The organism is Sphingobium limneticum, assembly GCF_008710155.1.
GTDB lineage: Bacteria > Pseudomonadota > Alphaproteobacteria > Sphingomonadales > Sphingomonadaceae > Sphingobium > Sphingobium limneticum.
Genome location: NZ_VYPZ01000017.1, coordinates 66,740 through 77,307 on the forward strand (window position 1 = coordinate 66,740; position 10,568 = coordinate 77,307).

The following is a 10,568-nucleotide window of genomic DNA, read 5'->3' on the forward strand; positions in this document are numbered from 1 at the left end:
AGGTTCGCACAGTGCATGATATCAGCGTAGTTATTCCGGCTTATAAGGCATCTGAGACTATCGAGCGGGCCGTGTTATCGGTCTTTGGCCAAAAGTCGATACGGGCGCAGGTTGTTGTCGTGATCGATGGCCAATGCGCCGCGACAAAGGCGAAACTCGAGGCTATTGCAGACCCGCGCCTTTGCGTTCTGGTCAATGACGTCAATGCCGGCGCGCAGGTCAGCAGGAACAGGGGTCTGGCTGCCTCGACCTCGCCTCTCGTCATGTTTCTGGATGCAGATGATTATGTAACAGGCGATTTGCTCTGCGCGCTGGCCGATTCCATGATGCTCAATAAGGCAGATCTCGGCTTTGGACCGTGGATTTGGCTGGATGAAGAAAAGAATCTCATTCGCCGGAACGTCAGGCGCTTTGGATCCTCGCAGGAGGCGTTCGAGCAGATCCTGCTGGGCGGAAAATTTGTGCATCCGTCCGCCACATTGTGGTCAAGAGACTATGTGACCGCGATTGGCGGATGGGACGAGGATCTTGCGAGATTCCAGGACGTTGAAATCGCTTTGAGAGGATTATTGCGCAATGGCAGGGTCTGCTATTCCGACAAGGGGGCGGGCGTCTATGTGCAGCATAACTCGGATCACCGCATTACCGGAAAGGGCAAGAATGCCGCATCGCTTCTGCTGGCTGCCGAAAAGCTTCTGGCTATCAAAAGCCAGGTTGTGGATGATATTTCTCAACGGCGCGCGATTGCGGGCTTTCTCCACAATATCGGCTCGGGCCTCCTGCGTGATGATCGCGCGGAACTGGGGCGCGACATTGTAGCGCGAGCCCGCGAGCTTGGCTGGGGTCGAACCACGTCATACCTGAACAGCGAAGCACGGAGCCTAATGCTTCGACAAACATTTCGCCACCTGAAAAATCGGATAGGCCTTTCATGATTGTTTCGAAAAATCCGATGATATCAAAGCGCCGGTCGGGCCGGATCGCCGCCGGAAGAACCGGGAGAACAGGCCTGCTTGTCGGTGGCGCAGCCTTCATGTTGCTGTCATCGTGCGATGGCAGTTCAGGCAGCGCCACTTCAGCAGCGGCTGGCAATGCCAGTATATCCCAGGCCAGAATCACCGACGCGGCAAGCCTGCTGTCTGCCCTGAAGCGCGCCCGCGAGGGAGACACGTTATTGGTCGATCCTGGCCGCTACGACATGCTTTCTCTCCAGAATCTTCACTTCTCGAAAGCGGTCACGCTGGCATCGAGAGACCCCCGGGATCCCGCCACCTTCACCGGCTTCAAGATGCGCAATGTCAGTGGCCTTACCATCAGAAATGTCGAGTGCGAGGTCGTCGCTTCCAACGGAATGTTTTCCTATTCAATCCTGGACAGCGAAAATATCATTCTTCAGGAACTGAATGTACACGGTTCATTGAATGGCAACCCGGGTGACGACAAATCGCCAATCATGATCCGCGGGTCCCGCTCTATCACCGTTCGCGACAGCGACTTTCGAGAGCTGTTCCATGGAATCTCTTTCCTCGACAGCGAAAACCTCATCCTGTCGGGGAACAGCTTCCGCATGCTGCGTACTGATGGGATTCGCGGAGGCGGTTCGTCTCACCTTATCATCAGAGGGAATGTCTTCACCGATTTCAAACCCAATCTCAAGGATCATCCGGATGGCGTGCAACTTTGGACTACAAATACCAAGGCGGCAGCTCGGGATATACTTATAGAGCAAAATATCATGATGCGCGGTGACGGTGCTGCCATCCAGGGGATCTTCATACGCGACACCTTCAACCAGTTCCCGTTTGAGAACCTCGTGATCAGAAGTAATCTGATTCTGGGGGGAATGTATAACGGCATTGGTATTGGCGGCTCCAAAGACGCAATAGTCGAGAAAAATGTCGTGGCGGCTTTCCCGGGGCAAAAGTCATGGATCCGGGTAGGTATCGCACAAAATATGGTACTTTCGGGCAATCGCGCCACAGCCTATGTCCTGTCCGACGCCGCTCAGGTCGTCCAGAAATCAAACGGAAAAGTATCAGCAGTTCGAGATGGCGGGAAGGCGTTGCTTGCGCGATGGCTCGAGGAAGATCGCAACGGCGCTGCAGTCGAACGCGCCTTGAGCGTTGTCCTTGCAAACTGACGGATCGAGACGAAGGGATCGAGGTTAACCATCGCTTTGCCTGAGTGCCAGGCTGCGCGCGCGTCCGGACATCCATCACGCTGACAGGGTGATGACTGTGTGTGATCATTCGGCATTGTCGGCGCCGATCACCTCAACATCTCTGTTCGGTGATCAGCAGGCCTGAGCGAGGCAAGACCGGGCCAGGCCCGCGGGAAGTCCATCACGTCGCTTCCGTCGCGCGAGCCAGAACTATCCGGGTAGATGGCCGCAACGGGATCAGCGCACCAGAACGACCATCGCGCGCGAAGGTGCACCGGCATAAACTGCGGCTTCCACAGCCCGACGGCAACTTGATCCCGACCATGTCGTGGTTGCGCACCGTAACCGCCGGAGGAGTCTGGGCACGCTGCCTGTCAGTCCATGCCGCAGCAAGTCCAGGCTCGATCGACTGCGGGAGCCGAAGTTTTCCTGCGCCGATGGGTCCTAGGATTTCGCTGCCATCTGTCGCTCACGGCGTTTCGCTCTGCGCCACTGAACCAGTCGTTCGAAATGCCCGGCCGGTAGCACACGTTGTAAAGCGCTTTTGACTACAGGAGCGAAACGCGTCTGATTGAGCGCTCGTGCCTCTGCACGCCGTTGGACGTAGCGACGGCGACGTGCCGCATGGTCCAGAAGATTGTCGGGATAAACGATAGATTGCGTTTCGATGCTCAAGACAGGCTTGCCCGAAAGCCGGGCAATCTCCATTGCCTGTGCATCTTCGCTTTCAATAAAAAGATCGGTTTCGAGCTGGGCGTATATCTGGGCCTTGAACTGGCCATGTGCTCCCCGTCGACGCCGCTCTTCAGCATTAGGGAGATCCAGCATCCATAGCTTGTCATATTGAATTCCGCGCATTTCGAGCCAACGCTCGGTTTCGGCGCGATATTTCTCCAGCCGGCTTGTCACCAGATGTCCAATCCGGAAACCGGGAGTATAGAGTGGTCGGGCATTGCCCAGGAAAAGGGAATAGAGCGGGCCATCATCATTTTCCGCGTCTGTCGGATCGATGCACAGAACGCCGTCGATATCGACGCAGCTCCTGACCAGAACGGGATGATGCATCAGGTTCCATTCGAACACTCTTGGCGTGGGCACCCGTTCGAGAACGATGTCCGCCTCGGGATTGTCTTCCGCCGTACCGTACACCGCACAGAACAGAAACCGATCGGGGCTGTCATCGACTTCAGAAATGCGCTGCCTTGCCTGTTTCATCGCCTCTCCGGACGATATACTGTCATCGACGACGAGTATTTTGCGATATGCGCTCGTATCGGGGTTTGGAGCCTTCCGTCGCGTTTTGCCCGCGGAAAGAATGCGGCCGGCACAGAAGCCATCCAGATCTGCCAAGGGAAGGTTCAATGCCAGGCTCATGATGTTGGCAGGCAGAAGTCCGCTCCGCGGAATACCAATGATGAGGTCGACGTCGCGCGGAATTTTCTGAAGCCCGTGAAGAACGGCTTGGTTGAGTTCCGCTACTGACCTGTACTGCATCATATTCTCCAGAATGACGCCGGCAAGCTAGTGAATGCGCCGACAGATGACTAGCATGTCATTGCACAGGCCGCATTTTTTCTAGGGACCGATCAATCATCCGATATCCCAAGCCCGAAATATGCGAGGATTGTCAAGCCATGGCATAAGGCATGCTCTGAAGCCATCATTTACACGTGGCTCCGCAATCCCCTTTCCCAGACTTGCCCAACCAAGCCTCGGCCTGGAAAGAAGCAGGTGGCCTCGGCGCTGCTGCAACGCAATGCGCCGAGGCCGAGGGCATAGATCAAGATTATTGCGATTCGGTCAAGAAGATATTAAACACATTCTTTACCTACATCACCGACCTGCTCAATCGCATCCACGATCACAAGATCAACAGGATCGGCGAGCTGTTACCCTGGAACTGGGTGCCGCGCACCGTCCCGCAAGCACTGGCCGCCTGATGGCCGCCGTCACCTCCTTCCTCACCCTCGACTATGTCGCCAGGACACTCGACGAGAACGTGGAGTTGCTGGAAGCCATCGTTTCAAACGACGACAACCTCACCTATGGCGCCATCGTCAGCGTCTACACCGGTCCGGACGAGGCCATCACCGCGCTGACCGATCACGGCGTGCAAGAACTGACGGACATGCTCAGCGAGGCGCGTCTCACGACCAAGGCCTGGCACCAATTCCTCGATGACTTTGTCGACGATCCCGAGCTCGCTGCGCGCTTCAAGGCCCATAACCCGCGGTAACAATCGGGCGGTTACGCTCTAAAGGCCGCGACCTCATCGGCTATCTCTGCGGCTAAGGTCTCAGGTGAGACAGTGCCTGACAAGAATTCGACGATTGAGGAGTGTTGCATTCGGTCAAACTGCATCGTTGGCCGGGTGTCAGCAATCGTAATTTGCGCAGATCGCCATTGACGGCAAAAAAAATGGTCGGCTTTATCCGGTCCGCTCTTTCGCCGGAAACCGGACGGGCGGCTGTCGCGACGATCGAGGCCGGATCGGCCTTGCTGAAGGACGATCGCGGGTGGTTAGGGGACGGACAGGTTTGCGCTGATACAGGCGAATAGCGGATGCTATTTCAAATTCGCAACGGTAGATAGGAACGCTTGCCGCTTCGCCTGTTTCTTTAAGCGCCGCCAACGCAGAATAAATCCCACCACGACAAATGGAACGCACCATAATAATGCGATGCCCATGTGCGCAAATATCTCATGCGCTCGGTCAGGATTGTCATTTACCTCAATTCCGTCTGCGAGAATCGCTAAGGCGGACATGACAATCCACAGCACGAAGAAAACTCGTTCATGGATCGCAGACGGGACTGATTGGTGGGACGGATAACGCTGCATCAGGTCATGGTGCCATCGACCCAGAATGTCCGCAATCGAGAACGGTTGAACGCGGTTCCACCGGCGAACAATGGTCGTTTCAGTTCGTCCGTTTCAGCCATCGGTCAAGAAGTCCACGCTTTCGAATTATCTCGCCAGCCCCCCACACAGGGGTGTGGTGATCGGGATCGAGAAAGCCTTGAACCTTGATGAGAATTGCGCCGCCAGCCTGTCGTTTCCAATCGGCATCCCAAGTGACTGCCATGTAGCGCCCGTCGGCCTCTGGCCTGACATAGGTCCGCCCTCCTGGAACGCGCCTTGCTAAATCTTCCCATGCGAACCCAGCAACCTCATAAAGGACGTCGCTGACTCTCGCTTCTAATTCATCCCGTTCGGCGTCTGTGGGAGCGTCCATGAACCCTGCTTATCCTAGCCGATGAATGTCTGCTATCCGGCGAGTGAAATTGCTTCATCAATGACAATAAATGGTCGGTCGCTGCCCACCTTTCCCCTTTCTGGTAGAAATCTGCAATGGATGCTGCCGGATCATCTCCAGAAGGGGCGAACGAAATGAATTTACGCGCATTTTTTCTGGCTCCAGTGCCAGCAGCAATCATTGGTGGCATTGTATCTTGGGCAACCGGCGGCTTTCCGCGCCCAATACCAGTGGTAATCTTCTATCTGTTTCTGTTGTATGGAACTCAGATTATCCTTGGGCTGATCATCCGTGCTTTCCTTTTACGAACCAACCGCCGCTCTCCAATACAATTTGGAATGGGCGGATTGTTCATGACCGGCGCTCCGTCAGCCTTGTATCTCGTTTGGGCGACGACCAAACATCCCGCATCCTCCGCGAACGCTCTGTTTGTATTCGCGCTGTGGTCAGTGCTCGGTGCCATGACAGGCTTGTGCTACTGGTTTCTAGCCCAGCGGCACCATGGAAAGCCTATCTGAACGTCTGCAAACCGGAACTCGTTTTCGGGGTCAGAGCGGCAATAAATGGTCGATGGGCGACAGGCAGCTATGTCCGCCCACGATCGTGTCGCCTGCCCAAGTGAGGACCGGCGGCTATCCCCTCTTACTGATCGGTAAGCAGACATTCCGAAATCGGCCAAAAACCGCACGACATACGGGTGTTTCCGGCCCATCAGCCGATGAAGCGTTATCTCGAACAATGCCATAAGAGTCTATGCGATCCTAATGGACAGATGGCACTTGTGATGGTATTAACCGGGGGTCGGAGGCAAGAACCGACGTTAAATCAATACCTTGCCGTGACTGCCGGGTGCCCGTAGGGGTCACCAGCAACATCAATGAGTTAGCGCTCTCTAAGCTTTAGGTGTCAAATATACGTCAAATAAACGACGACGATCTTTCGCGATGTTCTGCGAATGGCGCTGCTGGAAAACGCTCCTGACGTAAGCGATGTCGTGGGCCATGGTGTGCAGGCGGATCCAACGCTAACCTACATAGATCACAGGGTGTGTCGGGACGTGATGCCGCTGAACAACTGAAACTTCGCGCTACGATGGCATTTTGCCGCTCCATCTACAGCGGGTTGAGACTGCGCCCGGCGATCATTTGCAATAAGCCCGCGATTTTCGTCACAATAAATTTAGTGCCTGGTTACTTGGCGATGCCCTTTCCCATGCACAGTGACAACGAAGCAGAGCGCAAATTATCGTCATGGTAGCGCCCTCGAAAAGCGGCGTGCGATCATGAATAGCTGGGCAGATTTTTGCACGAAAACAGGAAAATGAACGCAGCTTCGTAGTGAAGGCTGTGTTGTCAACAGTATGGAGAGATACAGCATATCGGCCATATATCTCCAAATCACCCAAGCCTCATTCCTTCCTGCTTCCCCCAACAATTAGTGTACCAAATTATCTACAGACCTTCATTTTTCCTGCCCGCACACTGAGCTTCATCATCAACGCCAAATCCTCCAATTTCCACTGATCGATCCACAGCAAAAACATTGTGTGATACGGCTCGGGAATGCGGTGCTTCTTCCCTCGCTTCCAATCGCCTGTCACGCCGTCGTGATATCCCTTGCGAGGCCAATATGACTGGCAGCAATAGCTAAACGGTCCGGGAAGATTTTTAAGCGGCTTTTTCCTGATCAGGACAGGAGACCGCTTAACCGAGTTTGTCGTTTTGCGAAGCCGAGCCCTTTCCACCGTCTTTAGTCGCTTCACCACTGCGATCATGCCCTTGGACACCAGGCAGTGGACATGGAGGTGGAAACAGCCGTCGTCCAAATTATACTCGCCGTGGAGGAATGCGAAAAAGAAGCCGTCCGCTTTCTTCGCGCCGAGCCGGTTCAGGTCGCTTCGAAGGCGTTTCATCAGCTTTTTCGAGCTTACTCGCATAAGTTCGTCAGGCGTCAAAATCCATTTGGTGGGCAGGATATGAGCCGTGGTCACTGGTGCGCTGCGAGGATCAGCATAAAGCTGCCACAGCCACCCTACGACGCGCACGCGCCAATTGCGCATGTAGATGCTGCTGGCGGGAGTACGATCTGGCCTATGGCCTTCTACGCCTTTTCGTAGCCGCCTCCTTAGTTGCCGGATGTAGTTCTTTTTGAACAGGCTGGGGTATAGACGGGCCACGCGGCGTAGCTGCCCTATGCGGAATTCATCCTCTGTGTAGCTGGCTTCCTCCGTTTCAAACTTGATCAGTCCATCTTTGCGCGTTGCACGGCGGTCGGGACGATATTTCTTAGGAGGCAAGCCGAGCTTGCTGATTCCGGGTCGAGCCAAGAAATTTCTCCATGATTATGGGCGCGGGGAAGCGATGGCTCCCGCTTGATGCGCTTTGATTGTTGGGGTGAATGGGTGCTGGTACGCCGAACCGACGATCGCCAGCACCATCATTTTCAGGCCAGGGTGTGCAGTGCCGGTGTGCCCGGCACAGTGATTTAGATTTTCACACGCTGAGGGCGAGGAAGCCCAAGCCGGACGGCTTCATCCCAGTAGCCATCGATCACGTCATCGCGACTGAGGGCGCTAGGATCGCATTTGACAAGCTTAACGCGTTGTTGGGGTTTGACGAGCGCGACGCGCCTGAGTTCCTCTCCTTCACCCACGCCAAACACGCTTTTGGTAATCGGTATCAGGCTGCGGACCTGCTCGATCACTCGCCTGCGCTCCCGTTTGGCCTTACGCCATTTTGTACTGTCGGCGGTTTTAGCCGCCTCACGTGCCTCGTCTGCCAAAATGCGCGGTGCGTTGATAAACGCTTCTATAGCTTCCTCCGGCGTACTGTTTTCAATATGCCATATGGAATGCGAGTGGTGGCTAACCCGCTCGGCGGTAGACCAGCTTAGAGTGATGATTTCTGCTGTCAGGAAAAAGGCCGCTTGAACCGCACCGGGATTGCCGGAGGCCTTAACTCCTGAGAGTGAGGGTTTACGATGAGCAAGACGACGAACAAGTTTGCCCCTGAGGTTCGGCAGCGGGCGACCCGGATGGTACTGGATCACGAGGGCGATTATCCTTCTCGCTGGGCGGCGATCACGTCGGTGGCCGAGAAGATCGGGTGTTCCGGGCACACGCTGCTGGAATGGGTGAAGAAATCCGAGGTGGACAGCGGCAAGCGCGGTGGTGTGCCGACGGAGACCGCCGAGAAGCTCAAGGCATTGGAGCGTGAAGTCCGCGAACTGCGGCAAGCCAATGAGATCCTGCGCAAGGCGTCGGCATATTTTGCCCAGGCGGAGCTCGACCGCCCGTTCAAACGATGATCGCCTTTATCGACGAACATCGCGATGCCTATGGGGTCGAGCCGATCTGCCGGGTTCTGCCGATCGCCCCATCCACCTATCACGAGCGCCTTGCCAAGCGGCGAGACCCGGCTTTGCAATCTGCTCGTGCCCGGAGGGATGAAGAGCTGAAGCCCGAAGTTCTGCGGGTCTTTGCCGAGAACTTCGGCGTCTACGGTGTGCGCAAAGTGTGGCGGCAGATGAAGCGTGAGGGCTTCGATGTTGCACGCTGCACTGTACAGCGGTTGATGCGAGATCTTGGTCTGCAAGGGGTGATCCGCGGCAAGCGGGACTGTCAGGATTTCCGTGTGCGGCCGGGCGGTTGATCATCAGGCCGCCATGGCTCTGATGAAACGTTCGCCGAAGATCACGGCAAATGGGACTGTCAGGATTTCCGTGTGTGGCCGGGCATAATGGGCAACAAGGAGTCCCACTATGTCACGACGCAAAGAACCTGCCATACCGAATGAGCTTCTCGATCAGCTTTTGGCGGGCGGCGCTGCCAGTGCCGCCTTCGAGCAGGGCGGTCTGCTCGATTCGCTGAAGAAGGCGCTGACAGAGCGTGCCCTGAATGCGGAGATGGATCACCACCTCGCTGGCGAAGACGGCGCCGGCAACATGCGCAACGGCTACGGTCGGAAGACGGTAATGACCGACACCGGCAAGTTGGCGATCGACGTGCCGCGCGATCGCCAGTCGAGCTTCGACCCGCAGTTGATCGCCAAGTATCAACGCCGCTTTCCCGGCTTCGACGACAAGATCGTGTCGATGTACGCGCGCGGCATGAGCACCCGCGAGATCACCAGGCACCTGCACGATCTATACGGCATCGACGTCTCACCCGATTTGATTAGCACGGTGACCGACGCCGTGCTCGATGAGGTCGCCACTTGGCAGCAGCGGCCGCTCGATCCGGTTTACCCGCTGGTCTTCTTCGACGCGATCCGGGTCAAGATCCGCGACGAGGGCATGGTGCGCAACAAGGCGATCCACATTGCGCTGGGCGTCCGCGCCGACGGCGCAAAGGAGGTGCTCGGCTTGTGGCTCGAGCAGAATGAGGGTGCCAAGTTCTGGCTTCGGGTGATGAACGAGCTTCGCAACCGTGGCGTTGAAGACATCCTGCTGGCCGTCGTTGACGGCCTGAAGGGCTTTCCCGATGCGATCACCGCAGTGTTCCCCGATGCGATCGTCCAGACCTGCATCGTTCACCTGCTGCGCAACTCGATGGACTTCGTCTCCTGGAAGGACCGAAAGAACCTCGCCAGCGCGCTCAAGGAGATTTACCGTGCCACCGACGCAGATGCCGCCGAAAAGGCGCTGACAGCATTTGAGGCTAGCCCTTGGGGGCAGCGCTATCCCGCCATCGGCCAGAGCTGGCGGCGCGCCTGGGGCGAGGTGATCCCGTTTTTTGCGTTCCCCGACGAGGTCCGCCGGATCATCTACACTACGAACGCCATCGAAGCTTTGAACTCGAAGCTCAGGCGGGCTGTCAGGGCCAGGGGACACTTCCCCAGCGACGAGGCCGCCACCAAGCTGCTCTACCTGATCTTGAATCGGTCGGAGAAAGAGTGGAAGATGCCACCACGTGAGTGGACCATGGCGAAGGCGCAATTTGCCGTGATCTTCGGCGAACGTTTCATCAGAGCCATGGCGGCCTGATGATCAACCGCCCGGCCGCACACGGAAATCCTGACAGTCCCGATAATCGATGCCGGAGAGCTAAAAAGCTAGAGATTTCGGTGCTTTTCTGCTACGCCTTTGGGCATGGGTGGCGCGGCGCAAGCAGAGATCCAGAGCCTTCGCGCGCAGCTTGCCGCAGCCCAGGCT

At 56.4% G+C, this 10,568-nt stretch carries 10 protein-coding genes, 2 pseudogenes and 1 other annotated feature; of the genes and pseudogenes, 7 read left to right on the forward strand and 5 right to left on the reverse strand.

All coding sequences use genetic code 11. The features are described 5' to 3' along the window. The first annotated feature begins 11 nt into the window (after positions 1-11). Positions 12-935, forward strand: a complete 924-nt coding sequence (locus tag F4U94_RS17255; RefSeq protein ID WP_150412099.1) for a glycosyltransferase family 2 protein — start codon at positions 12-14, stop codon at positions 933-935. After that, positions 932-2,140 carry a right-handed parallel beta-helix repeat-containing protein gene (locus F4U94_RS17260; RefSeq protein WP_150412100.1) on the forward strand — a complete coding sequence of 403 codons (1,209 nt, stop codon included), beginning with the start codon at positions 932-934 and terminating at the stop codon, positions 2,138-2,140. The genes F4U94_RS17255 and F4U94_RS17260 overlap by 4 nt, the downstream gene beginning before the upstream one ends. 465 nt (positions 2,141-2,605) lie before the next feature. Here the strand turns inward: F4U94_RS17260 and F4U94_RS17265 are convergent, their stop codons facing one another. Then, the gene (locus tag F4U94_RS17265) at positions 2,606-3,658 is read right to left on the reverse strand and encodes a phosphoribosyltransferase family protein (RefSeq protein ID WP_150412101.1); all 1,053 of its coding nucleotides are present in this window, start codon (positions 3,656-3,658) and stop codon (positions 2,606-2,608) included. A 332-nt stretch (positions 3,659-3,990) separates the two neighbouring features. Between F4U94_RS17265 and F4U94_RS25460 the strand changes: the two are divergent. Next, positions 3,991-4,101: pseudogene (locus F4U94_RS25460) on the forward strand (transposase domain-containing protein); the annotation flags it as partial. Continuing rightward, a complete protein-coding gene (locus F4U94_RS17275; protein WP_150412102.1) occupies positions 4,101-4,397 on the forward strand; it encodes a hypothetical protein in 297 nt (98 codons plus the stop codon). The pseudogene F4U94_RS25460 and the gene F4U94_RS17275, both read left to right, overlap by 1 nt. A gap of 329 nt (positions 4,398-4,726) precedes the next feature. Here F4U94_RS17275 and F4U94_RS17280 read toward each other — a convergent pair whose 3' ends face one another. Together F4U94_RS17280 and F4U94_RS24790 are read right to left on the reverse strand one after the other, a co-directional pair. Continuing rightward, a complete protein-coding gene (locus tag F4U94_RS17280) occupies positions 4,727-5,002 on the reverse strand; it encodes a hypothetical protein (protein WP_150412103.1) in 276 nt (91 codons plus the stop codon). 79 nt (positions 5,003-5,081) lie between these two features. After that, positions 5,082-5,396 (reverse strand): hypothetical protein, encoded by a 315-nt coding sequence (locus tag F4U94_RS24790; RefSeq protein WP_211363315.1) that lies wholly within the window; start codon positions 5,394-5,396, stop codon positions 5,082-5,084. Positions 5,397-5,512: 116 nt separating this feature from the next. Between F4U94_RS24790 and F4U94_RS17285 the strand changes: the two genes are divergently transcribed. Then, positions 5,513-5,935: a hypothetical protein gene (locus tag F4U94_RS17285; RefSeq protein ID WP_150412104.1), complete on the forward strand. Its 423-nt coding sequence runs from the start codon at positions 5,513-5,515 to the stop codon at positions 5,933-5,935. Between the two features lie 929 nt (positions 5,936-6,864). Here F4U94_RS17285 and F4U94_RS17290 read toward each other — a convergent pair. Together F4U94_RS17290 and F4U94_RS17295 are read right to left on the reverse strand one after the other, a co-directional pair. Further along, positions 6,865-7,743, reverse strand: coding sequence for a hypothetical protein (locus tag F4U94_RS17290; protein ID WP_145986210.1), 879 nt, complete (start codon positions 7,741-7,743; stop codon positions 6,865-6,867). A 158-nt stretch (positions 7,744-7,901) separates the two neighbouring features. Next, on the reverse strand, positions 7,902-8,465 hold the full coding sequence (locus F4U94_RS17295) for a hypothetical protein (protein ID WP_145986209.1): 564 nt from the start codon (positions 8,463-8,465) through the stop codon (positions 7,902-7,904). On the opposite strand from F4U94_RS17295, the pseudogene F4U94_RS17300 reads away from it, so the two are divergent. Together F4U94_RS17300 and F4U94_RS17305 are read left to right on the forward strand one after the other, a co-directional pair. Continuing rightward, positions 8,397-9,028, forward strand: a pseudogene (locus F4U94_RS17300) (IS3 family transposase); the annotation flags it as partial. The gene F4U94_RS17295 and the pseudogene F4U94_RS17300 overlap by 69 nt on opposite strands. Further along, positions 8,678-8,794: a sequence feature (AL1L pseudoknot), on the forward strand. Its footprint overlaps the pseudogene before it by 117 nt. 148 nt (positions 9,029-9,176) lie before the next feature. Further along, positions 9,177-10,400, forward strand: a complete 1,224-nt coding sequence (locus F4U94_RS17305) for an IS256-like element ISSpwi2 family transposase (RefSeq protein WP_063142345.1) — start codon at positions 9,177-9,179, stop codon at positions 10,398-10,400. The last annotated feature ends 168 nt before the right edge of the window (positions 10,401-10,568 follow it).

What these genes read in the sequence shown, in the direction of transcription:
- F4U94_RS17260 (WP_150412100.1), top strand. Translation starts at nt 932, where the DNA reads ATGATTGTTTCGAAAAATCCGATGATATCAAAGCGCCGGTCGGGCCGG.
- F4U94_RS17265 (WP_150412101.1), bottom strand. Translation starts at nt 3,658, where the DNA reads ATGATGCAGTACAGGTCAGTAGCGGAACTCAACCAAGCCGTTCTTCAC.
- F4U94_RS17275 (WP_150412102.1), top strand. Translation starts at nt 4,101, where the DNA reads ATGGCCGCCGTCACCTCCTTCCTCACCCTCGACTATGTCGCCAGGACA.
- F4U94_RS17280 (WP_150412103.1), bottom strand. Translation starts at nt 5,002, where the DNA reads ATGCAGCGTTATCCGTCCCACCAATCAGTCCCGTCTGCGATCCATGAA.
- F4U94_RS24790 (WP_211363315.1), bottom strand. Translation starts at nt 5,396, where the DNA reads ATGGACGCTCCCACAGACGCCGAACGGGATGAATTAGAAGCGAGAGTC.
- F4U94_RS17285 (WP_150412104.1), top strand. Translation starts at nt 5,513, where the DNA reads ATGGATGCTGCCGGATCATCTCCAGAAGGGGCGAACGAAATGAATTTA.
- F4U94_RS17305 (WP_063142345.1), top strand. Translation starts at nt 9,177, where the DNA reads ATGTCACGACGCAAAGAACCTGCCATACCGAATGAGCTTCTCGATCAG.